Source organism: Deltaproteobacteria bacterium (genome assembly GCA_021159305.1).
Lineage (GTDB): Bacteria > Campylobacterota_A > Desulfurellia > JAGGSF01 > JAGGSF01 > JAGGSF01.
Genome location: JAGGSB010000087.1, coordinates 42,028 through 66,105, shown reverse-complemented (window position 1 = coordinate 66,105; position 24,078 = coordinate 42,028). Strand labels below are relative to the sequence as shown.

The 24,078-nt window shown below is 36.3% G+C and carries 22 protein-coding genes; 13 read left to right on the top strand and 9 right to left on the bottom strand.

Translation table 11 applies throughout. The features are described 5' to 3' along the window. The first annotated feature begins 52 nt into the window (after positions 1 to 52). Positions 53 to 919, top strand: a complete 867-nt coding sequence (gene purU / locus J7J10_05780) for a formyltetrahydrofolate deformylase (protein ID MCD6130438.1) — start codon at positions 53 to 55, stop codon at positions 917 to 919. Between the two features lie 43 nt (positions 920 to 962). Beyond that, positions 963 to 1,562 carry a 16S rRNA (guanine(527)-N(7))-methyltransferase RsmG gene (rsmG, locus tag J7J10_05775; GenBank protein MCD6130437.1) on the top strand — a complete coding sequence of 200 codons (600 nt, stop codon included), beginning with the start codon at positions 963 to 965 and terminating at the stop codon, positions 1,560 to 1,562. On the opposite strand, the gene J7J10_05770 is transcribed toward rsmG, so the two are convergent. Further along, positions 1,557 to 2,093 carry a helix-turn-helix transcriptional regulator gene (locus tag J7J10_05770; protein ID MCD6130436.1) on the bottom strand — a complete coding sequence of 179 codons (537 nt, stop codon included), beginning with the start codon at positions 2,091 to 2,093 and terminating at the stop codon, positions 1,557 to 1,559. The genes rsmG and J7J10_05770 overlap by 6 nt on opposite strands. A gap of 186 nt (positions 2,094 to 2,279) precedes the next feature. Between J7J10_05770 and J7J10_05765 the strand changes: the two genes are divergently transcribed. From J7J10_05765 to J7J10_05755, 3 genes are read left to right on the top strand one after another with little or no spacing between them, the layout of a single operon-like run. Beyond that, a complete protein-coding gene (locus J7J10_05765; GenBank protein ID MCD6130435.1) occupies positions 2,280 to 2,813 on the top strand; it encodes a hypothetical protein in 534 nt (177 codons plus the stop codon). A 12-nt stretch (positions 2,814 to 2,825) separates the two neighbouring features. Beyond that, complete coding sequence (locus J7J10_05760; protein MCD6130434.1) at positions 2,826 to 5,528, top strand: PD-(D/E)XK nuclease family protein; 2,703 nt, start codon at positions 2,826 to 2,828, stop codon at positions 5,526 to 5,528. Next, positions 5,522 to 8,056, top strand: coding sequence for a UvrD-helicase domain-containing protein (locus J7J10_05755; GenBank protein ID MCD6130433.1), 2,535 nt, complete (start codon positions 5,522 to 5,524; stop codon positions 8,054 to 8,056). The genes J7J10_05760 and J7J10_05755 overlap by 7 nt, the downstream gene beginning before the upstream one ends. Here J7J10_05755 and sucD read toward each other — a convergent pair. Genes sucD through J7J10_05725 form a run of 6 tightly spaced genes read right to left on the bottom strand, consistent with a single transcriptional unit; the run spans position 8,053 to position 14,244 of the window. Then, a complete protein-coding gene (sucD, locus tag J7J10_05750) occupies positions 8,053 to 8,928 on the bottom strand; it encodes a succinate--CoA ligase subunit alpha (protein ID MCD6130432.1) in 876 nt (291 codons plus the stop codon). The two genes, J7J10_05755 and sucD, sit on opposite strands and share 4 nt — an antisense overlap. A gap of 11 nt (positions 8,929 to 8,939) precedes the next feature. Beyond that, positions 8,940 to 10,100: an ADP-forming succinate--CoA ligase subunit beta gene (gene sucC, locus J7J10_05745; GenBank protein MCD6130431.1), complete on the bottom strand. Its 1,161-nt coding sequence runs from the start codon at positions 10,098 to 10,100 to the stop codon at positions 8,940 to 8,942. A gap of 34 nt (positions 10,101 to 10,134) precedes the next feature. Further along, entirely contained in the window at positions 10,135 to 11,040 is a 906-nt protein-coding gene (locus J7J10_05740; GenBank protein ID MCD6130430.1) for a pyruvate synthase subunit beta, read from the bottom strand. Beyond that, positions 11,037 to 12,188 (bottom strand): pyruvate ferredoxin oxidoreductase, encoded by a 1,152-nt coding sequence (porA, locus tag J7J10_05735; protein ID MCD6130429.1) that lies wholly within the window; start codon positions 12,186 to 12,188, stop codon positions 11,037 to 11,039. Before porA ends, J7J10_05740 begins: the two co-directional genes overlap by 4 nt. Beyond that, positions 12,185 to 13,705 (bottom strand): FAD-dependent oxidoreductase, encoded by a 1,521-nt coding sequence (locus J7J10_05730; protein ID MCD6130428.1) that lies wholly within the window; start codon positions 13,703 to 13,705, stop codon positions 12,185 to 12,187. The genes porA and J7J10_05730 overlap by 4 nt, the downstream gene beginning before the upstream one ends. Then, entirely contained in the window at positions 13,702 to 14,244 is a 543-nt protein-coding gene (locus J7J10_05725; GenBank protein MCD6130427.1) for a 2-oxoacid:acceptor oxidoreductase family protein, read from the bottom strand. The genes J7J10_05730 and J7J10_05725 overlap by 4 nt, the downstream gene beginning before the upstream one ends. A 90-nt stretch (positions 14,245 to 14,334) precedes the next feature. Here J7J10_05725 and J7J10_05720 point away from each other — a divergent pair, with 90 nt between their 5' ends. Next, positions 14,335 to 15,396, top strand: coding sequence for a polysaccharide deacetylase family protein (locus tag J7J10_05720; protein ID MCD6130426.1), 1,062 nt, complete (start codon positions 14,335 to 14,337; stop codon positions 15,394 to 15,396). Here the strand turns inward: J7J10_05720 and J7J10_05715 are convergent. Both J7J10_05715 and J7J10_05710 read right to left on the bottom strand, forming a co-directional pair. Continuing rightward, positions 15,380 to 16,279, bottom strand: coding sequence for a glycosyltransferase family 2 protein (locus J7J10_05715; protein MCD6130425.1), 900 nt, complete (start codon positions 16,277 to 16,279; stop codon positions 15,380 to 15,382). The two genes, J7J10_05720 and J7J10_05715, sit on opposite strands and share 17 nt — an antisense overlap. Next, positions 16,239 to 17,369 carry a glycosyltransferase gene (locus J7J10_05710; protein MCD6130424.1) on the bottom strand — a complete coding sequence of 377 codons (1,131 nt, stop codon included), beginning with the start codon at positions 17,367 to 17,369 and terminating at the stop codon, positions 16,239 to 16,241. Before J7J10_05710 ends, J7J10_05715 begins: the two co-directional genes overlap by 41 nt. Positions 17,370 to 17,448: 79 nt before the next feature. Between J7J10_05710 and gap the strand changes: the two genes are divergently transcribed. The 7 genes from gap to accC all read left to right on the top strand — a co-directional run bounded on the left by gap (position 17,449) and on the right by accC (position 24,076). Next, positions 17,449 to 18,453: a type I glyceraldehyde-3-phosphate dehydrogenase gene (gap, locus tag J7J10_05705; GenBank protein ID MCD6130423.1), complete on the top strand. Its 1,005-nt coding sequence runs from the start codon at positions 17,449 to 17,451 to the stop codon at positions 18,451 to 18,453. Further along, positions 18,435 to 19,622 carry a phosphoglycerate kinase gene (locus tag J7J10_05700; protein ID MCD6130422.1) on the top strand — a complete coding sequence of 396 codons (1,188 nt, stop codon included), beginning with the start codon at positions 18,435 to 18,437 and terminating at the stop codon, positions 19,620 to 19,622. Before gap ends, J7J10_05700 begins: the two co-directional genes overlap by 19 nt. Beyond that, positions 19,613 to 20,368 (top strand): triose-phosphate isomerase, encoded by a 756-nt coding sequence (locus tag J7J10_05695; protein MCD6130421.1) that lies wholly within the window; start codon positions 19,613 to 19,615, stop codon positions 20,366 to 20,368. The genes J7J10_05700 and J7J10_05695 overlap by 10 nt, the downstream gene beginning before the upstream one ends. Further along, positions 20,368 to 20,694, top strand: coding sequence for a preprotein translocase subunit SecG (gene secG, locus J7J10_05690; GenBank protein ID MCD6130420.1), 327 nt, complete (start codon positions 20,368 to 20,370; stop codon positions 20,692 to 20,694). The genes J7J10_05695 and secG overlap by 1 nt, the downstream gene beginning before the upstream one ends. Further along, a complete protein-coding gene (locus J7J10_05685) occupies positions 20,691 to 22,235 on the top strand; it encodes a peptide-binding protein (protein ID MCD6130419.1) in 1,545 nt (514 codons plus the stop codon). The genes secG and J7J10_05685 overlap by 4 nt, the downstream gene beginning before the upstream one ends. Before the next feature lie 75 nt (positions 22,236 to 22,310). Continuing rightward, positions 22,311 to 22,739 (top strand): acetyl-CoA carboxylase biotin carboxyl carrier protein, encoded by a 429-nt coding sequence (gene accB, locus J7J10_05680; GenBank protein MCD6130418.1) that lies wholly within the window; start codon positions 22,311 to 22,313, stop codon positions 22,737 to 22,739. Further along, a complete protein-coding gene (accC, locus tag J7J10_05675; GenBank protein MCD6130417.1) occupies positions 22,739 to 24,076 on the top strand; it encodes an acetyl-CoA carboxylase biotin carboxylase subunit in 1,338 nt (445 codons plus the stop codon). Before accB ends, accC begins: the two co-directional genes overlap by 1 nt. Positions 24,077 to 24,078: the final 2 nt, after the last annotated feature.

Genomic DNA, 24,078 nt, shown 5'->3' with positions numbered 1-24,078 from the left:
TAAAGCCTGTTTCATGGCATGATACTCTAAAACATTAAAGTAGAGTGGTGAAATGGATTCATTACGAAATCATGCTGTTCTGTTGCTTTCTTGTCCTGATAAAAAGGGCATTGTAGCCTCAGTTTCTCAATTTATTTATGAACATAAGGGAAATATTGTCCACGCTGATCAATACACGGACACAGAAAAAGGGCAATTTTTTATGCGGATTGAATGGGAAATGAATGGTTTTGATTTAGGAAGACAAGAGATGTCAAGGGCGTTTAGTTCTTTGGCTCAACGTTTTCAGGTAGATTGGCGCCTATATTTTACAGATGATATCCCCAACATGGCTATCTTTGTTTCAAAAGCATCTCATTGCTTGTATGAAATTCTTCTACGGCATAGTGCAGGTGAGTTTGTGACCAATATTAAGTTAATTATTGGCAATCATCCAGATTTAAGTCCAGTGGCAAAAACCTTTGGAATTCCCTTTTATGTATTTCCAATTAATTCACAAACAAAGATGACAGTGGAAAAAAAGGAGTTGGCTCTTCTTAAAGAACACAATATAGATTTAATTGCACTTGCACGCTATATGCAAATCTTAACGCCACAATTTATTTCCCACTATCCAAACTGTATTATCAACATTCATCACTCATTTTTACCTGCCTTTGCAGGTTCTCATCCTTACCGTCAGGCCAGGGAAAGAGGAGTGAAAGTCATTGGGGCTACCAGCCATTATGTAACTGGTGAACTTGATGCTGGGCCGATCATTGAACAGGATGTAATTCGGGTTACGCATAGAGATTCTATAGAGGACTTAATTTACAAAGGTAGAGATATAGAAAAGATAGTGTTTTCTCGAGCAATAAAGCTACATCTGGAAAATAGAATCTTGGTGTATGGAAACAAAACCATTGTTTTTAGCAGTTGATTAAGAGAATCATTTTATAGTATAAACTTCCAGAGAAGGTTTTATGTCGGAAATCTTAAGTGAAGAAAAATTTACAGAGTTGTTTAGAAATTGCCTTTATGAAATTGACATAGAAGGAAAAAATGCAGATAACTTCTGGTTGTATATGCAGCTACTTTTTAAATGGAACAGAAAGATAAATCTTTTTTCTGCTTCCTTTGAAAATTTAGTCAAATATCAGTTGTGTGAATCACTCTTGTTATTTAAAGTAATAAAAGATGAAGATAGAGGGAAGCTGTTAGATGTTGGTTCTGGGGCAGGTTTTCCGGGGTTAGCTGCCAAGATATATGAACCTGATATGTATGTTACACTTGTAGAATCAAACGGGAAAAAAGCTGCCTTCCTTCGGTTTGTATGCGCAACACTTAAACTTTCTTGTGATATAAGGAACGAGAGATTTGAAAAGATGAAATTTGACTCTTTTTATAATTATGTGAGTTTAAGGGCAGTATCCATTAATTCTTTTATCTTGAAAAAGATAAGAGAAATTTGCAACGGCTATTTCTTTCATTTTACAACTACCTCTTCTTTACCATTACATGGACTGAAGCTTGCATGTAAGTTGCCATTTTGTCATCATGTCTTAAATGTTTACCAGTTATAATACAGGTGGTACAACAACCCAAATTGTTTCTACATCTTCATCTCCGACATTCTTATAGGAATGCGGTTTATGTGCGTTGAAGTAAAAACTATCTCCTTTATAAAGTACCTTTTTTTGGTCTTCCACACATAATTCCAAGCTACCCTTCAGTATATAACCGAATTCTTCTCCTTCATGTTGATGTATTCCCTTACTGCTCTCGCCAACAGGTATCACCTTATACAAAGGTTCCATAGCTTTGGTGGTAATTTTTTTAACCAGCAGTTCTGCTCGTATCTTACTCTCCGGATAGATGATTTTTGTTCTTTCTTTAGCATTAAGAAATATTTTATCTTCCCTTCTTTCATCACATATTAAATCTCTCATGTCTTCATTTAAAGACTCAGCCAATTTTTTTAAAATAGAGATAGAAGGAACAGCTTTGCCTGTTTCTATCTGAGAGATATAAGCATCCGTACATCCCACTTTGTCTGCTAAAACTTTTAAAGTATAACCCTTTTTCTTTCTCAAAGACTTAATTTTTTCACACATTTCCATAATCTTTATCTCCTTTAGGTTGTTTAAATTCTAACTATATGTTTGCGAGCACTATCCACTGTTAAATAAATTAACTTCTTAAATTATATTTAGATTAGGGCAGAAGTCAAATAAAATGAAATATTGACCAATATGAGAAAAGAACTATGATAAATGGAGAAATGTAAGGAGATGATTAAAATGAATAAAACAGAAAAGATTGATTCGCTGGTAAAAGCCTATATAGAAAGAAACGATCTCGATCAGGCTTTAAGGAAAGCCAAGTTGGGGGCTTCAAAAAAAATGAGGATTTTTTTAATAATGGCTCACATCAACGCCGGACATGTTGAAGAAATCCGCAGTGTAATGAAAATCTTAAATATTCCATTAAAGGAAATTAACCCCATAGTGGATTTTTATAGAAGCAAGGGATGGATTGGAGCAGCCATAGACGCAGCCAGGCTGGGAACATCAAAGGAAAAGTATGAACTATTAATAAAAGACTGTATCAGAAACGGATGGGTCCCCGAGGTCTTAGAAGTGCTTAAAATGAGAAAAAGAAAGCTTTCAATGGAGGAAGTAGATGCTCTAATAAAGGCTTGTATAAACAAGGGATTTCTTCTGGATGCACAAAAATTGGTTTATTTAGGGGCCTCCAAAGAAGCAATAGATAGTTTAAGAAAGGCTTGTATTGATGAAGGATATGAATCTATTTTGTGTTTTGACAACTATTAAAATCCATTCAATATGAAATTGATAAAAATTCCCATTCAACAACCCTTTCTGAAAACAGCAGTGAGCTATTTTCTAAAAGAAAATGAGAGTTTTTTGCCCGATTTTTCTTCTCTCTGTTGTGTTTTTCCTTCAAAAAGGGCTGCTTATTACTTTAAGAAAAGGTTGTTAAAAGAAATAGATAGTGTATTTATTCCTCCGAGGTTATTTTCCATCGTAGAGTTTTACGATTGGTTGCTATTAAGTAGCGGTGAAGAAAGAGTATTTCCTGGAAAACCTACCTTAAATCTCCTTTTGTGGAATGTACTGAAAAATTATAGAAAAGAATTAGAAAATCTAAATGCAAGCAAGGAGCTATGGGAAGATTTTTTAAAGTTTGTAACTATCGGTGTAAAATTGGGGAGTTTTTTTCAAGAGCTGGAAAAAGAAGAGATAAATTTTGATGATCTGAAGAAAGAAGCTTTGTACAGCGATTATGAAAAGCATATAGATCTTTTGCAGAATGTATTTGTTTCTTACAAAAAGATATTAAAGGCAAATGGGTTTCTGGATGATGCAGAAAGATTAAAAAAGGTAGAGGAATTTGTATCTACATCACCTGTTTTACCTTTGAGTAAATTGTATTTTTCTGGTTTTCTGGCTATAACAAAGAAGGAAAAAAAGATACTAAATACCCTTTCCAGATTATTTACTGTAGACTGGATAATCTCGTGGGAAGAAAACGATTTTGTGTACAAAAATATTGAAGGATTAAAGCTTGATGAAACTATAGAACTGTCTTATTGTCCTTACCCACAAATTTTACCTGAGGTGGAGGTTTTTCAATGTCAAAACACGATGGAAGAAATAGCATTTGTCATAAAGGCAATAGAAAGAACAGACAAGAAGAACATTCCCCTAAATGAAATTGCCGTCATTTTACCCGATGAATCCCTGGCTATGCCTCTTATCTCATTTTTAGAGAAGATGGGTATTCCTTACAACTATTCCTCTGGTTTGCCCTTTAAGACATCGTTGAGTTATGTATTTGTAAAAAGTCTATGCGATGTTAGAGAAGCTGATTTTTATTGTGCTGAGTTCTTGTCTTTTTTGAGGCATCCTTTTTTAAAAATGATGAATGAATATGCCAAAAAAGTGGAAGAAAATATAGAAAATGAGAAAAAGGTGAGATTTGACATATTTACCGAGCATATAGAAGGGTATGAGGAGATAGAAGTACTTTTAAGAGAAATCTTTTCTCTGTGTGATACAAATAAAATAGAGACATTTTGCCAAAAATTGAGACATATTCTGGATAAATATAGTAGAGAGTCTATCAATATTTATGAAAGAGACGCCTATCATGAGATTTTAGATGAAATGGATTTTGTTGCAAATCTCAATAAAGATGATTTCTCTGATCAACTGCAGGGCAGTTGTCAGCAAATGTTCCATTTGTCTGATTTTCATTCTATTGTTCATCTATTTTTGAGTTTGGGTAATGAAAAGCGTATTTCTCTTTATGGAGAAAGGGAAAACGGCATACAGCTGCTCGGCGTGCTGGAAGCGAGAGGTATAGATTTTAAAGCGATAATCGTTCCTTCACTGACGGAGGGTGTGTTTCCAAAAAAGAGTGAAAAAGAATATTTCCTCAACACCTATATTAGAAAGCGGGTGGGCCTTCCCACAGCAGACGATAGAGAAGCTTTATTTGCGTGTTATTTTGATGAACTTTCAAAAGCCCATCCTTATGTCTATTTTGCCTCTCGGGTAAATGAAAAAAAGGGACAGGAAGAGAGTCGCTTTTTGTATCCATTTCAGTCTAAGAAGATAGATGCCAAAATTCTTTTTCCTCAAGCAGTTGTTCAGACAAATGTAACATTTGCTGGCAACTGCAAGGCAGTTGTCCAGAAAAGCATCAATACAAAAAAAGAATTAACATTACCAAGAAAGAAAGATTTTCGTGAAAAATTGTTAAATATCAATTATTCTGCTACCTCTGTAAATGATTTTCTCTTTTGTCCCTATAAATTCTATCTAAAGAATGTGGTGGGCATCCCTGAACCACGAAAATGGAAGGGAGAGATGGAAGCGGTAGATTATGGGGTTATTGTACATGATGCTTTGAAAAAGATTTATCAAAAAGGTAAGTCGTGGTCTGAGTTAAAACAACTGTTTGAAAAAGAATTGCTCTCAAAAACCGCTACATTTTACGATGAATGGCGAATGAAAATGTATATTAAAAAGTTTGAAAACTTTTTTAATGAGGAAGAAAAGCGATTCAACGAAGGATGGAAGATAAAAGAACTGGAGATGAGGAGAAAAGCTGAATATCGACTAAAAAACGATACCCTGATAAAGATAAAGGGAATAATAGATCGCATAGATGTAAGAGATGGGGAATATGCTATTTTGGATTACAAGACAGGATATATAAAAAAAACTTATATAAAAAAGAAGAATGAACTTGTGAATGTTCAGTTACCGTTCTATGCATTGCTTTTAGATAAAACGGGATATACAAAGGCGGAAAATATTGTGCAATTGGGATTTTACGACCTGAAGAAGGATTTTTGTTTAAAGGCAGAAAAGATAGATATAAAAAAATTCCAGGACGAATTAGACGAGATATTTGCTCTTATCTTAGATGAAGATTGCCCTTTTTGTTTTACAGAGCAGGAGGAAAAATGCAATATGTGCTTTTATAAAACAATCTGCAAGAGATGGCTTAAATGGTAGATTTGTGTAATCCTGAAGAAAATATTGCCGTTTTAGCTTCTGCTGGTACAGGGAAGACATATTCCCTCATCTCTCGCCTCATTGCTTTACTTTATAAAGGTGTGGGATATGAGGAAATTTTGGTGATTACCTTCTCCAATAGTGCTATCTGTGATATTCGCAGGAAACTTAGAGAGAGAATTGAAAATATTGTAAGAGGGGAAGATGATGAGCTATTAACTGTTTTGGATAATGACAGGGAAAAAGCAAGAGGTAAAATACAACTTATATTAAATAATTTATATAAATGTGGATTTTCTTTGAATATCTCTACTGTGCACAGCTTCTTTTCTTCAGTTATAGGTTTATTTCCCTTTGAGGCAGGTAGATTGCCTGGATACAGAATTGTTGAGGAAAGTGAAGTAAAGAGATATTTGAGAGAAATAATAGATACACTGTTCGAAAACGCGGAGAAGAATGAAATATTGCAGGAATCCATAGAAAAACTGTATGGTTTTCATCATTCTGTTAGCTTGAATGTTAAGAAATTCCTGCTTGATTTGATGGAAGAGTTGTACATGAGGGAAATAGATATAAAAGAGCGATATCATGAATTTCCTTCTGATCCCTATCTTCATGCTTTGTGTTTTTCATTCTTTTCTTTTTTGCGTTCATGGGAAGAATTAAAACAAAAGAGGAACATTGTAACCTTCCACGATATGGAGGTTTTGGTTCACAACCTTTTTCAAAAGAGTATAGATAAAGACTATTTTTACTTTCGCTTAGACGGAAGAGTAAAGCATCTTTTGATTGATGAATTTCAAGATATTAGTGTTATCCAATGGAAGATATTAGAACCACTGGTAGAAGAGATTACATCGGGCATAGGCACTAAGGAAGAAAAGGGAAGCCTGTTTTATGTGGGGGATACAAAGCAATCCATATATAGATTTAGAGGTGGAGAAGCAGGACTATTCCACCATGTAGAGAAAAGATTTAAGGGAAAGATTAAAACTATTTCACTGGATAAAAATTACAGAAGTTCAAAAAGGATAGTGAATTTTGTAAACAACCTATTTCTCCGTTTACTTGATGATTACGCATCTCAGGAGGCAGTAATAGATGAAGAAGGATATGTAGAGGTAAACAGATTTGAAACAAGAGAAGAGGTTATAAATCAAACCGTGGAAAAAGCAAAGGAGCTTATAAGGCGTGGACAAGAGGTGGCAATATTAACCAGAACAGGTAGGATGATCAATGATATATGTAAGATATTTGACGAACAAAACATACCTTATATTGCAGAGGGAAAACTGTTTTTATTGGATGTGCCGGAGGTAAGAAATATAATGAATGCTTTATATTTTTTACCTCAACAAGATGAATATTACAAATATGGACTTTGTACAAAAAAAATTGAGTCTCTTACGCCTAAGGTTAACCATATTTCTCTAAATGCATTGATTTTGAAAATTGTGGAACAAGCAGGAGAATCGGTTACTGATAATATTGCTATGCTTTTAGACATAGCAGCAGATTATGAAAGAGAAAATCCACCGTTGCTTTTGTTATTCCTGCAATATTTAGAGGAAAACAGAGAGAGGTTTTATATCCAGCATCCAGAACACCGAAAGACAATCAGGCTTTCAACGATACATAAGGCGAAGGGATTGGAATTTGATGCGGTGATTCTGCCTGAGACAGACTTCAGTTTGGGTTTGGATCCACGCAAGAATAAATTTATTTTTTCCTATGATGACAATTTTACATTTCGGGGAATATATAAGATGCATACCAAGAAAGAGAGAGAGAAATTGCCAAACTTAAGAGAAATATTTGAGGAAGAAAATGAAAAATGTATTCAAGAGGAATTAAATATTCTGTATGTTGCTTTAACCCGAGCCAAATATGAATTGTATATCTCGGGTTACGGGAAAAAAGGTAAAACCTGGTTTAACGAAATTAATAGGTATATAAATATACCCTTTAGAGATGGAATAAAAGAAAAATGGTCTAAGGCTAAAAAAATAGAGGAAAAGAATTATTGTGAACCACTAAACAAGATATGGTGGGGTGGTATGGAAAAGGTGGAAGAAATTTTGGGCGAAAGAGAAACTCGTCTATTCGGGAAAATAATCCATGCCTTTTTAGAGATGATAAATACAGAAGATGATTTTGGAAGATTGGATGAAATAGAAAAGAAAATAAAGAGCCGGTTTTTATTTGTCTCAGATAATTTGTGGAAACAAGCAAGAAAAACGATAGAAGATTTTTTAAACGGCAAAATAGCACAGTTTATCTTCTCCCAATCCGGAAGAAATGAACTATCTGTTTGCATGAAAGATAAAACATACATTGTTGATCGCGTAATAGAAGGCAAAAAGATTCTTATCTTTGACTACAAAACAGAAACCTTCAGCAGAGAAAACATAGATAAGCACAGAGCGAAGATGCACAGTTACAAAAAACTCTTCCGCACCTTACATCCCTCCTATTTAGTGGAAACTTTTCTGGTATTTATCAGAGAGAAAAAGATAGTAAAAGTTTAACCTTTACTCATTTTCTCCTTCATTATTTTACCCACTTCTGTAATGTTTTCTATAACTGTTACACCTGCTTTTCTTAAAGCTTTAATCTTTGTCTCTGCACCACCCTTGCCACCCATAATAATTGCTCCTGCGTGACCCATTCTTTTCCCGGGTGGCGCAGTCCTTCCAGAAATAAATGCAAAAACAGGTTTTTTAATGTTTGACTTTATAAATTCTGCTGTTTCTTCCTCCATCATTCCACCTATTTCTCCAATAATAAAGATGGCTTTGGTCTGAGGGTCTTCTTCAAACAATTTCACCCAGTATATATAATCTGTGCCTATAATCGGATCTCCTCCTATACCTAAAGCAGTAGATTCTCCTAACCCTGATTTTGTTACCTGATCCGCAACTTCGTAAAGCAGTGTTCCACTTCTTGACATTATACCTACAGAGCCTTTTTTAAATATGAATCCTGGCATAATGCCTAATTTTGCCTCGCCTGCAGTAATGATGCCTGGCGTATTAGGACCGATAAATGTAACTCCTTCTGCTTTCACCACCGTTCTTACCTTTACCATATCCATTATAGGTATTCCTTCTGTAATACACACAACAGTCTTTATTCCTGCGTCTATTGCTTCCAGTACTGAGTCCATCGCAAATGGCGGTGGTACAAAAATAAGTGAAGTATTTGCTTTCGTTTCTTCAACTGCCTTTTTCACCGTGTTGAATACAGGAATGCCAGCCACTTCTTCTCCTTCCTTTCCCGGGGTAACACCTGCCACAACTTGAGTGCCATATTGTTTACACTGAAAAGCGTGAAAATTTCCCTCTTTTCCTGTTATACCTTGCACTACTACTTTTGTTGATTCATTAACACATACAGACATTTTTTTCCTCCCTAAGCACTCTTTGCTAACTTAACGACTTCTTTCGCTGCTTCATTTAAATCATCCATAACTGAAAATTTAAATGGAGCTTTTTTTAATATACTTATTGCTTCTTCTCTGTTTGTGCCTGCAAGCCGTATTGCAACTGGTACATTCACATTAACCTGTTGTACAGCTTTTATGATTCCGTCTGCTACCCTATCGCATCTAACAATGCCGCCGAATATGTTTACCAATATTGCTCGCACTGAAGGATCATTTAATATTATTTCAAAACCTTTGGCAATTGTTTCTGGTGTTGCTTTGCCGCCAACATCAAGGAAATTTGCTGGTTCTCCTCCATGCATCTTTATGAGGTCCATTGTAGCCATAGACAATCCTGCTCCATTCACCATACAGCCAATATTACCATCTAATCTTACAAAACTCAGTTTATGTTTTTGTGCTTCCAACTCAGACGGATCTGATTGTGTAATATCCCATAGTCTTGCCATATCTTTTTGTCTGAATAATGCATCTTCATCAATGCTCATCTTTGCATCTATGGCCATCAAACTGCCATTTTTACACAGAACTAAAGGATTGGTCTCTACTAACCTACAGTCTTTTTCCACAAATATTTTGTACAGTGTGGTGAAGATATGTGCTGCCTCTTTTTTATTATTATCAAATCCTAAGAAATCACTTAATCTTCTTATTTGATAGGGCATAATGCCCACTATTGGTTCAATGGGTTCAGTAATAATCTGTTCGGGATGATTTTTTGCAATTTCTTCAATCGCCATTCCACCGGCAGATGAGGCAATAATTGCCGGCTTACATGTTTTTCTATCAACGACAATACTGAAGTATATTTCTCTATCTATATTTACTGCTTCTTCCACCAACAATCTTTTTACTATTATTCCCTGAGATCCTGTTTGTGCAGTAACCAATTTTTTTCCTAATATCTGAGAGGCGATTTCTTTTGCTTCATCTGCTGTTTTGGCAATTTTTACACCACCGGCCAATCCTCTTCCCCCAGCGTGAATTTGTGCCTTTAAAACCACAGGCGGACCGATTTCCAACGCTATTTTCCAGGCATCGTCCGGTGAAAAGGCAACATATCCCGTAGGAACAGAAATGTCATAGGATAAAAATATCCGCTTTGCCTGGTATTCATGTAACCTTATCATCTTTACCTCCTTTTAAACTTGTAAGTGTAAGTTAATTATTACTTAATTTTGGAATTTTTTCAAGAGATTTAGATTTTTCTCTAAGCTCAAGCCATTTTTTTTCAACAGATGCTTTTTTTTCTTGGTAATCCTTTCCTGTTAGATGAGAAAACCTTCCTTGCTTCTTCAAATAGTCCTCTACTGGTAACCACTTTGGTATATGGTTTATCGTATACTTTTCACCGTGCTCTATTTCATAAAGTGGAAAAATCCCTGTTTCTACAGCCAAACGAGAAATTTTTATAGTAAGGTTCTCTGGAAATTTCCACCCTGGGGGGCATGGAGAAAGAATATGAATAAGTTTTAATCCTTCTATTTCTTTGGCTTTAGAAAATTTTCTTATCATATCTTCAGGAAAAGCCACCGTCGCTGTTGCGGCATAGGGAATCCTATGGGCAGCAAAGATCTCCATTAAATCTTTTTTAAATTCCTGTTTAGGATATTTTTGGGGAGTAGTAGTTGTCCAGGCTTTTATTGGTGTAGCAGAAGAGCGTTGGATTCCCGTATTCATATAGCCTTCATTATCATAACATACAAAGATAATATTCTCCTTTCTCTCTGCAGCCCCAGATAAGGTTTGGAAACCTATATCAAATGCCTCTCCATCTCCACACCATACCACGACATTGGCTTTTTTATTCTTCATTTTTAAAGCGGCTTTGATGCCGGAAGCAAAGGCTGCAGTTGTGCCGAAAGCAATATGAAATAAAGGCACTTTTACCGCAGAATAAGGAAAAGGACCATCTATAACAGACCAGCAGCAGGCAGGAACGGTGAGGATAGTTTCTCTTCCCAATGCTTTTAAAGCAAACCTCATTGACAACGCAGAGGCACACCCTGGACAGGCGACATGCCCCGAGTTCATATTTTCTTCTTCGGGTATGGTAAATATTTTCATTTATTTACTCCCCACCATAGAATGTCTGTATCTGGCTCTTCATGTTTCAATGTGTAGTTTACCATCTGTTCGATATCTTCGGGCGTAATGTCTCTACCCCCTAACCCGGCAATAAAACCAAACAGGGGCATATTTAGTTTTCTATAAAATGCGGATTTTATCTCCTCGTGTAAAATACCATGGTGACCGTAGGAAATGTTTCTGTCTATTATAATAATCTTTTTTACATCTTTTAAACTCTCTATTATTTTTTTCTTAGGCAATGGTCTAAATGTTCTTATTCTGAGCATTCCGATCTTGTTTCCTTTTTCATTTAATCTATCTATTGCTACTCTGCATGTTCCGCACACTGTTCCTAAAGCAACAATAGCTACCTCTGCATCATTCAGGAGATATTCATCCAAAAGTCCATAATCTCTTCCAAATGTATTTCCAAATTCTTTGCCTGTTTTCTCAATTTCTGTTTGCGCCTCATCCATCGCCTGCTGCAATTTGTAGCGAAACTCAAAATAAACATGAGGGGGCACAAGACTGCCAAAGGCATGAGGAGAAGATGTGTCCAGGGAAAACGGTGGCTTGTAAGGGAGAAGAAACCTGTCTACTTTTTCTTGCTCTGGAACATCCACTACCTCCTGGGTATGAGATAGAAATATACCGTCCATACAAATCATCACCGGTAACATAATCTTTTCTGCAATTTTGTAGGCTTGAATAACCGTATCTAATACTTCCTGATTACTTTCACAATAAAGCTGTATCCAACCCGTATCTCTCTGCGACAGGCTGTCGTTTTCATCACACCATACTGTCCAGCCAGGAGCCATTGCCCGGTTGACATTAACCAAGACCAAAGGTAAACGTGCACCTGCTGCCCAGTGCAAAAGTTCATGCATAAGAGCTAATCCCTGGGCTGAAGTTGCCGTAAATGCACGGGCACCTGTTGCAGATGCACCCATACATACTGCCAGGGCTGAGCGTTCCGATTCTACATTGATAAATTCGGCATCCAATTTTCCCTCTGCCACCATAGTAGATAGTTTTTCTACAATTTGGGTCTGGGGTGTAATGGGGTAAGCAGAGATAACCTCTGCCCGGGATAGTATGGCACCGTAAGAGGCAGCATAATTTCCGGTAAGAAGTTTTTTCATTTTTCTGTTCTCCTCATGGAAATTACACTTCTGGGACATTCTTCCATACATATACCACAGCCCTTACAATGGTCATAATCTATAATGTATTTCCCATCTTGTTTAGAAATAGCTGCGTCAGGACAAAATACATAACAGTTATCGCATCCATTGCACTTTCCACAACCAAAACATCTCTTTGCTTCTTTTATTACCTCTTCTTTTGTTAATCCCTGATATACCTCATCAAAATCCTTTATCCTTTGAGATATATCTCTTTTTTTCTCTTCTGGTGGATACTCTTCCTTGAAATAATCTAAATTTAAGTCTTCAAACTTCGCAATAGGTAAAGCAGTAGAAGTTTCTTCTCCAAAAAAGTATTCATGAATTAAAGAAGCAACCTCTTTACCAGAACCAATGGCATGAGACACTGTTCCTTTTTGCGTTAGTATATCGCCGCAGAGAAAAGTATCCTTTATTTCGTTGTTAACCATTTCTCTCTCTTCGCCAATTGCTATCACCACTCCATCTGTACTGATGAAAAATTCGTCTTTTTCATCTGCTTTCTTTTTTAAAAAAAGCCTGAGAAAAGAGTTGTATTTTTCTATTTTTAAAGGTTCGGATAAGTATTTTATATCAACACCTTCTTCTATGGCTTCTTCTACTTCATAAGGATTAGCAGGCATATCTTCCATTCTCCGTCTGTAAAAGATATCAACCTTTGAATCTCTTCTTAAAGCTGTTCTCGCCGCATCTATAGCCGTATCTCCGCCGCCGATTACGGCAATCTTTTTGTTTTGTATATCCTTATTCAGTTTTAAGAATTCTCTGCCACTCCATACATTAGAAAGTTTCGCTCCTTTTATATTCAACTTTCTTTCCTTCAGTCCTGTGGCTATACAGATTGCATCAAATTTTTGTTTTAACTCTTCCAAGGAAAAATCTTTTCCCAACTCTTTATTTATTTCTATATCCATTCCCTGTTTTAAAATTCCTTCAATCTCTTTATCTACAATTTCCGGAGGTAATCGGTAAGAGGGAATAGCGCGCAGGAGCCCTCCTAAAAGATTTTCTTTTTCAAAAATGGTTACTTCATATCCCTTTCTTGAAAGATGATAAGCACAGGCAAGTCCTGCCGGGCCAGAGCCTACGATAGCTATTTTCTTCCCGTTTTTCTGAATTTTGTTTTGAACATAAATATTTAAATCCCCAATGAACCTTTCTAAAAGGTGAATTTTTACGCTTCCACCTAAGTTTTTACGAAGACATTCCCTCTCACAAAATCTGGGACATACTCTGCCGCACACACCAGGAAAGGGATTACTTTCTTTCCACAGTTTAGCTGCTTCTTGAAATTCTTCTTTAGCTAAAAGGGCAATACAACTGGTGATATCCGTTCCCACCGGACAGGCAGAGATGCAGGGAGCTAATTTTCCTTCATAGAATGGCTCCACATATTTCCAGTCTCCTGTTCTAATAGAAATTGTATTTTTTAGAGAAATTGGAGTAAGCGGCAGTTCCGATGCGCGAAATTTCATATTTTTACCTTATCATAGGCAGCTAACGCCGCTTCTACATTTTTTTCTGTATTTGAAGAAATACTTTCCTTTATTGCTTCTACCAGGGTTTTGATGTTAACAACCGGGGCTATCTTTACAAATGCTCCTAAAATAGTGGTATTTACAATGGGATGCCCATGTGAGCCCAATTCTTTTTCAGTGGCGATAGAAAAAGCATCTATCGTAGTTACATTGGCATGAAAAGAGAAATCCGTAGGTGTTTTACTTGTATTTATGAGTACCCATCCGTTTTCCCTTATACCTTCAGTTACATCAACTATGTTTACAAGTGCAGGGTCCATGACAACTACATAGTGAGGATGATATATCTTGCATCTTTCATTTATCTTTTTATCTGCTATCCTTACAAATGCCTCTACCGTGGCACCCCTTCTCTCCACACCAAACTCCGGAAAGGATTGCACATATTTGCCTTCTTTCATTGCTGCTAAAGCAAGAATTTGAGATGCGACAACCGCTCCCTGTCCCCCTCTTCCGTGAATTCTAACTTCCATCATGTGCATTATATTTACTATAAAAGTATTAAAAAATCAATCCTTTAACTATAATAGTTGTTATTTCAAAATTGTTTCGCTTATAATGGAGCCATGGCTGTAGCTGTTCTCTGTTACCACAGGATAAGTCCGAAGGACGATGGTGAAGCAATGCCTTTAGATGTATTCTACTGGCAGATGAAGTTTATAAAACGCTTTTTTAATCATCTTACAGCAGATGATCTAAATGAGAAAAAATCAAAAGGCGTTGTTATTACCTTTGATGATGGATATGTGGATAATTTCATCTATGCCTATCCTATTTTAAAGAAATTAGGGTTGAAGGCAATATTATTTTTAGCCACTTCTCGCATCAACAAACATACAATTTTAAGGAAGACATTGTTTGATTACTGGGATGGGAAAATAAATTTTAATGAACTATTTATTCCCTCTGGTATGGATAAGGCGAATAAAGAATTTTTAAAAAACGGAACATCATCAGAGTTTCTCTCCTATGAGGAGATTTACAACATGAGAGATGTATTCAGCATTCAATCCCATACCCACCTTCATGTAAGACACTTTTGTTCTCATAAGCTCATAGGTTTCTACAACCCTTCTCTTAAGATTAAACATAGCTGGTCACTTCCCTATGCATTGGAAGAAGAAAAGCTATTTTATGGTTTGCCCATTTTCCCCATGAAAAGTGTTGTTTCCTCCAGAAGATTTTTTGTAAAGGATGAGGTAAAAAGAGCAGCTGCAGGTTTTGCAGAAGATGCATCTTTAAAAAACAACTGGCAAAGAGAATTAAGAAGGGTGATAAATAATTTTTCATCCCTCGGTCATTATGAAACAGAGCAAGAAAGAATCAAAAGAACAGAGGAAGAACTTTCTAAATCAAAGAAGATAATAGAATCATCTTTTAATTCAAAAGTAAATCATTTAAGCTGGCCATTTGGTGAATACGATGACATAGCGGTAAGGCTGGCAAAGAAGACAGGTTATAAATTTTGCTATACAACAGAAAAGGGGTATTTTTCTTCGCATTCAAATCCATTATTTGTTCCTCGCATACATCCCCATAAAAAGAAACTCATCTTTGCAAGACAGCTTATCACCTATAGCTCTTCCTTTTTTACAAAGATAAATAAGAAGATCAAGTCCTTCTCATAAAATAATATCTATAGATACTGCTGCCACCAAAGGTGAGTATCCATTTTGTTAAAACCCTTAGATTTAAATGGTGATGCAGACATTGTTTGAAGAAATATCGTGCTTTTTTATTTTCCCCTCCTAACAAATAGTTTTTCCCTATGGTATAAGTATAATAATAAAATCTCTCGGGACAGAGTCTCAAGAAATCCTGCTTGAACTCATCTATGAATATCTTTAGGTCACAAGCGGTCTGTAGTGAATTTTTAAAGATGTGTTCTTTCCCCGTGATGCGATGGGGTGCTTCTTGATGATATATCCTGCATACCTCAGGAACATAATGGATTTTTCCGTATCTCTTTAACACCCTTGCGAAAAATTCTTTTTCGTTGCTTCTCATCTCTTCATTGAACATCTCTTTTTCAAATACCTCTCTCCTTAAGGCAGGCAAAAATTCACCATATATCTTTCTGCACAAATGCTCTGGAAATGTAACAAATGTGTTTTTTACTGTCCATTTTCCTGTAATTTTTCCATTTTCATTTATACAATCAAAGAATATAGCCTTTGCCTCTTTTAGAAAATTGAATGCATCTACAATCTTTTCCAAGGCATCGGGCAAAAATTCATCATCACTATCCAGAAATGTAATGATTTTTCCCCTTGCTTTTCTTATGCCTTCATTCTTTGCACCCAAAGCTCCTTTATTTTTAGATAGACGAATATAACTTATCCTCTCATCGGCGAAACTTTTTACGACCTGTTTTGTATTATCACTTGAAGCATCATCTACAACAATAGATTCAAAATTTGTATAGGTTTGTTTGAGCAGACTTTTTATAGCACGGGAAAGCAGCTCTTTTCTATTGTAGGTGGGTGTAATAACGCTTACCAATATCTTCATATATCTTCTCCAGCTTTTCTACATATCTTTCCGTGGTGAAGGATTGAATGATTCTCTTTCCTTCTTTCACCATATTTTCTCTTAGTTTTTTGTTTTCCATTAAATATAAAACAGCGTCCACAATCTCTTTCTCGTTGGGTTTAATTTTAAATGCACTATCCTCTGCAATCTCAAGGGATGGAACATATCTTGATATAATACAGGGCACTCCCATATACATTGCCTCTAAATGCACATTGCCAAATCCTTCATACAGAGATGGCATAATGAACAAATCCATCATTCTCATATATTTATATGCATCTTTCTTGTAACCTGTAAAGATTACCTGTTTTTGTATGTTTAAAGAAGTTGCCAGATCTTTTAAGAGTTTTTCATCTTTTCCAGAACCCACCAAGACAAGTTTCATCTTTATATCTTTATCCAGTATTTTTTTGAATGCCCTTATTAAGATATCAAATCCCTTTGCAGCAATAAACATTCTTCCCACACTGCCTATGATAAATTCATTGTTAATATTCAATTTTTCTTTCATTTCTTTTATCTCTTCCTTTGAAGGTATTCTATATCTTTCTGTATCTATGGCATTGTATAAAACATAAACAGGCTTTTTATTCGTATGCCACTTTTCTACTATTTCTTTTACCTTTTTAGATACGGCAATATACAATGTAGTTTTTGAAGAAAACAGACGATTAAAAAATCTCCTGTGCCATTTTTTTTCTATCTTTGCACTTTGTATATGTGTGATTATGGGAATATTTATACCCAATGTGGCTAACCTTGTATGATAATCGGCAGGAAAGGTCATAGTGTGAATAATACGGGGATGAATGTTTTTTATTATTCTTCTTAAAGTGAAACTGGTATCTAATCTATGACAGGAAAGTGTTCTTTCATTGTTGTTTTTCAAATTTATAAGCTCTATTCCCTCTTCTCTAAAATTTTTGTTCATATCTCCATGTCCGGAGATATTCAAAACAACAGGATAAAAGTTTCCTTTTCTTTTAAGATACTTGCATACACCCAGCAGTGAAACCTCTATACCACCAAAATCCAGTCCGCCTAACACAAATAGTATTTTTTTCATCTATTCATAATAGCGAAACTGTCTTGCAAAAGAAATAATTTTGTTGTAATTTGATAAAAAAATAAAGGAGATGTGAAAAATGAAAGTAGCGATCAATGGATTTGGTAGGATAGGTCGGATGTTCTTCCGAGCGTGTGCGGGATATGATGAAATAGATATAGTAGCTACAAATGATATTACAGATGCTCATACTTTAGCTCACCTTTTAAAATATGATTCTACTTTTGGCATACTTCCCTACGATATTGAAGCAGGCAAGGGTTTTATTACAGTAAATGGTAAGGAGATCAAGATTTTAGCAGAAAGAGACCCTGCAAAACTGCCCTGGAAAGATATGGGCATAGATGTTGTGTTAGAGTCAACGGGATTGTTTACCAAATTGGAAGACTGCCGCAAGCATCTACAAGCTGGAGCAAAGAAGGTAGTGCTTAGTGCCAGATATAAAAATGAAGATAAAGATGCGGTAATGATCAATATGGGAATCAATGAAAAAGATTACAATCCTGAGAAACACAATATTATTTCCAATGCTTCCTGCACTACCAATAGCCTCACACCGGTAATGAAGGTATTGGAAGAGAGTTTTGGTGTAGAAAAGGCACTGATGACCACTGTTCATTCTTACACCAATGACCAAAGATTATTGGATGCTCCTCATAAGGATTTAAGAAGAGCTCGGTCAGCTGCGATGTCTATTATTCCTACTACTACCAATGCTGCTGTAGCGGTAACCCAGGTTATTCCTTCCTTGAAGGGAAAATTTGATGGGATGGCGATGCGCGTGCCCACTGTCGATGGGGCTATATCCGATATAATAACAATTCTTAAAAAGAATGTTACCGTGGAAGAGGTAAACAATGCTTTCAGGAAAGCTTCTGAAAATGAGATGAAGGGAATATTGGGATACACCGAAGAACCAATAGTTTCTCGAGATATCGTTGGGAATAGCTGTTCTGCGGTCGTAGATGGTCTTTCCACGAAGGTAATGGGTGGGACTATGGTTAAGGTTCTTTCCTGGTATGACAACGAGTGGGCTTATTCCTGCAGGTTAAGAGACTTGGTGTTATGGGTAGGGAGAAAGTGAAAAGTATAAAAGATCTGGATATAGATGGTAAAAAAGTATTTATTCGCTGTGATTTTAATGTGCCCTTGGATAAAGATGGAAATATCAGCGACGAAAGGAGGATAAGAGAAACGCTACCCACAATTGAGTATGCTTTGAGTAGGAGGGCAAAAGTTATACTGGCATCTCATCTTGGCAGACCAAAAAAAAGAGATTCCCAGTACTCACTATATCCGGTTGCAGAGAACCTGTCTAAGGCTTTAAAGAAAAAGGTTTTGTTTGTTGATGATTGCGTAGGAGAAAAGGTAGAAAAAACAATTTCGTCCATGAAAAAGGGAGATGTTATCCTGTTAGAAAACCTGCGTTTCTACGATGGAGAGAGAAGAGACGACGAGGTGTTTGCCCGGCAACTGAAGAGGTTATTTGATATATATGTAAGTGATGCATTTGGCACTTCTCATAGAAGAAATGCATCGGTGCATGCTCTGCCTAAGATGTGCAAGAAAAAAGCAGCGGGTCTTCTGCTATTGAAAGAGATGGGATATTGGAGAAAAATATTGGAAAATCCTGCGAGACCCTTTGCCCTCATCCTGGGTGGTGTAAAAATATCTACAAAGTTGGGAGCATTGATAAATCTGTTAGATCATTTGGACAAGGTAATTATAGGTGGAGGAATGGCGTTTACTTTTCTCCATGCTATGGGTTTTTCTGCGGGTTCGTCTCTGTTTGATGAAGATTCTATTGAACAGGCAAAATTTGTTATTTCCCAGGCCAAAGATAAAAAGATAAAACTGTATCCACCTGTAGATTTTGTAGTAGCAGAAAGAATAGAAGAAGACGCAGTGACTAAAATAGTACCTTATCAAGAAATTCCTTGCAAGTGGTTTGCCGCGGACATCGGCCCTGCTTCTTGCAAGTTATTCAGTGAGGTATTGGAAGATACGGCTACTATTGTGTGGAATGGTCCTCTCGGTGTCTATGAGATAGATAAATTTGCAAGGGGCACAAATTCTATTGCTCACGAGGTAGCATCAAGCCCTGCAATGAGCATCGTGGGCGGAGGGGATACGGATGGTGCTATAAAAAAAGCGAAAGAAAGCGATGGAATTACCTTCATTTCTACAGGAGGAGGGGCGAGTTTGCAGTTTTTAGAGAAAGGAACATTACCTGGTATAGAGGCATTAGAATGAAATATATTGTTGCTGGTAATTGGAAGATGCATTTTACCCATTCTGAGGTATTGAATTTAGCGCTTGAGCTGAAAGAAAATTTAGGTCAACAATCAAGGAAGGCTGATATCTTTGTCTTTCCGCCGACTATCTTTCTAAAAGATGTTCAAGATGCTTTGTTTGGTTCGGTAATTCAGGCCGGCGCTCAAAATATATACTTTCAGGATGAGGGTGCATATACAGGGGAGGTTTCACCTCTTATGTTAAAGAGCATAGGTTGTTCTTTAACATTGGTTGGACATTCAGAGAGGAGGAATTATTTTAACGAAGATGATGCCATGTTGAGGAATAAATTATTAGCCTGCAAGAGATGGGATATTTTACCAATACTTTGTATTGGAGAGAAATTGGAAGACAGAGAAAATGGCAAAACAGAAGATGTCTTAGCTTCTCAAATTACAAAAACTCTTGATAAAACAGAGATGGAAAGATTAATTATTGCTTATGAGCCAGTATGGGCGATAGGCACTGGAAAAATAGCTACTCCCCAGCAGGCTCAGGAATCGCACAGGTTCATAAAGAAATTAACAAAACACATAACAGGAAAGGATATTCCTGTTATATATGGAGGTAGTGTAAAGGTGGAAAATGCTGAAACATTGGCAAAGGAAAAGGATATTGATGGCTTCCTTATTGGAGGAGCAAGCTTACATAAAGAAAGTTTTGTTAAAATAGTAAATGAATTTATTCGTGTAAAGGGATTGTAATGCTTTATATTTCTATTGTTGTTCAAGTCATATTGGCATTTATAATTATCTTCCTTATCTTGTTACAGAAGGGAAGGGGAGCAGAGATGGGTGTTTCTTTTGGTGCAGGCGCGGCAGAGACGATGTTTGGCGCAAGAGGAGCTTTGCCATTCTTAACAAAGGTTACATGGATTTTAGTATTTATGTTTATGGCAAATTCCGTTAGCATCTCTCTTATTTTTTACAAAAGTAAAACAAAAACAATAATGAAAAAAACGAAAACAGAAAAGGCTGTGCCTCAGAAAGCACAAAAACCGTTACCAGAGCTGCCTATAAAAGCACCGTGAGAGTAGCATTAATTCTGTTATTTTTGCTTTTTCCTTCTGTTTCGTTTTCTTCAACCATTATTATAGGTTCTATTGGTGAACCAAAGAGACTTATTCCTATGTTATCTACAGATTCTGCATCCAGTGATATATCCTCTTTGATATTCAATGGACTTTTAAAGTATGACAAAGATTTAAATATTGTAGGTGATTTAGCAAAAAGTTTTAAAATAGAAGATGGAGGAAAAAAAATCACATTTTATTTGAGAAAGAATGTTCTATGGCAGGATGGTGTGGAATTTACAGCTCGTGATGTCTTCTTTACCTATAAAAAACTCACCGATGGAACAGTGGCTACGCCCTATAGTGGCGATTTCCTTTTGATAAAGGATGTGAAGATAATAAGCAAATATATCATCTCTGTGGAATATAAAGTTCCTTTTGCTCCTGCACTTTCTTCCTGGATGATGGGCATTATTCCTGAACATATCTTAAAAGGGAAAGATTTAAATACAGATATATTCAATAGACATCCCATAGGCACAGGTCCGTATAAACTCTTGAGATGGAAGGCGGGGCAGGAAATTACACTCGTTGCCAATCCTTTGTATTTTAGAGATAGACCACGCATAGATAAAGTTATTTATAGAATCATTCCCGATGCCTCTACAATGCTTTTGGAACTCTATACTGGTCACATAGATATGATGGGGCTAAATCCCATGCAGTATATCTATGAATTTAAACGGAAGATGAGAGAAAAATTTCAGGTATTTGTCACGCCCAGTGCTGGTTTCACCTATGTTGGACTTAACCTGCGGGTCAAGCTTTTTTCTGACGAACGTGTAAGAAAGGCTATCTGCTATGCTATAGATAGAGAGAAGATAGCGAATACTATTCTTTTAGGATATAGTGATGTTTACGATTGTATATATTCTCCACGCTCATTTGCCTTTCAAAAAAAGAAAATCTACAACTATGATCCCGAAAAAGCGAGGAAACTGTTGAGAGAAGCGGGCTTTTCTGACAGCAATAGAGATGGATATCTGGATAAGGATGGTAAAAGATTTGAATTTACCATTTTGACCAACCAGGGGAATACAGACAGAAACTATGCGGCGATAATGATTCAGCAGTTTCTTAAAAGTGTAGGAATAAAGATAAATATCAGGATTTTAGAATGGCAAGCTTTTTTAAGATTATTGGAATCTGGTTCTTTTGATGCTGTGCTATTGGGATGGCAATTGGGGGTAGATCCTGATGAATATGCGTTGTGGCATTCCTCGCAGGTAAAGGAGTTCAACTTTGTATATTTTAAGAATAAAGAAGTGGATAAATTGTTAAAAAAAGGGAGGGAAACATTCAATATAAATAAGAGAAAAGAGATTTATGAAAGAATAAACGAGATTATTATGGACAAAGTTCCCTATATCGTTTTGTATTTCCCTCGTGGCATATCCGTAGTACACAAAAGGTTTAAGGGAATAGAGCAAGAAAAGGCAGGCATTATGTACAATTTTATAGAGTGGTGGGTACCCAAAAAAGAGCAAATGTATAGATAACCCTTATAAATTTATGAATTTTAATCGTTGAAAGAAATTACATCTTGTGATATTTATTAACAAATTGGAGGTGTTATGGATATTAAATTAATCAAAAAGCTTATAGTTTTAGTGCAAAAGAGTAAAATGACAGAGTTCAAGTATAGAGATGACGATTTTTACATCTCATTGAAAAAAGAGCAGCCTCAGGTAATATCCTCAGTTCAATCAAAATCTGCTATTGAAAAAGAAGAGGAGATTAAAAAACCAAGCAAAGATGAGGAACTAATAGAGATAAAATCACCCATGGTGGGTACATTTTATTGCTCACCGTCCCCCGGAGCGCCTCCCTATGTAGAACAGGGGCAGGATGTAAAAAAAGGCGATGTTCTGTGTATTATTGAGGCAATGAAGGTAATGAATGAAATTGAGGCAGAATTTCCCTGTATAATCAAGAAGGTAATGGTAAAAGATGCTCAGCGCGTGGAATATGGAACAACACTGTTTTTAGTCAAGAAAGCCTAATGTTTAAGACAATCCTTGTTGCTAATAGGGGTGAGATAGCGCTGAGAGTCATAAGAGCCTGTAAGGAATTGGGTATAAGAACAGTTGTCGTTTACTCATATGAAGATAGAGAAAGTATCCCTGTAAAAATAAGTGATGAGAAAATATGTATTGGTCCCTCAAGCTCGGATAAAAGCTACTTAAATATTGTGGCTATAGCAGAGGCTATTTTGCAGACAAATGCAGACGCTGTTCATCCAGGATATGGATTTTTATCAGAAAATCCCTCTTTTGCTGGGGTTTGTAGAGATTTGGATGTTACATTTATTGGACCTCCAATACCCGTAATGAAACATTTGTCTAACAAGCTGGAAGTGAAAAAACAGCTGAAGAAGACTAATATCCCTACCATCTTAGGTAGTGATGGTATTGTGCAATCTGCAGGCGAGGCAAAAGAAATTGCCGAGAAGATAGGTTATCCCGTCTTGCTCAAGGCAGTGTGGGGCGGCGGCGGAAGAGGACTGCGAGTTATAAGAGAAGAAGAGAATATAGAAAATGCCTTTCTCGCAGCGCATGAAGAAGCGAGAGTGTCTTTTGGCAAGGCTGATATATACATGGAAAAGTTTATCGAACATCCAAAACATGTAGAGGTGCAAATCCTTGCTGACAAATTCGGCAATGCAATACATTTATTTGAGAGAGATTGCACATTACAAAGAAGACATCAGAAACTCTTAGAAGAATCCCCATCGCCATTTCTTTCAGAAGAAAAGAGAAAAGAAATCTTAAATACAGCTGTTAAGATAGCTAAAATTCTTAACTATGAGAATGTGGGTACAATAGAGTTTTTGCTGGACGAGCAGGGGAACTTTTACTTCATAGAAGTGAACACCCGTATTCAGGTGGAGCATCCTGTTACAGAAACATGTACGGGGATAGATATTATGAAAGAGCAAATTAAACTTGCTGCTGGTGAAAAATTAAATATAAGTCAAGAAGATGTGAGTCTTAAATTTCATAGTATGGAATGCAGAATAAACGCTGAGGACGAGAGATTTGTTCCTTCTCCCGGGAAAATAGAAAAGTTATTTATCCCTGGTGGACCTGGTGTACGCGTGGATACAGCCATCTACAGTGGGTGTACCGTAACCCCGTATTATGATTCGCTTATTGCCAAACTTATTGTCAGAGGTAACACGAGAAATGAAACAATTGAGCGTATGAAAAGGGCACTGGATGAATTTATTGTAGAGGGAATAAAGACAAACATTCAATTCTTCAAAAAACTAATAAGCAATAACCAATTTAAGAACAAAGATTACGATACAAACTATATTGACCGTAATTTTTTAAAGTAGAA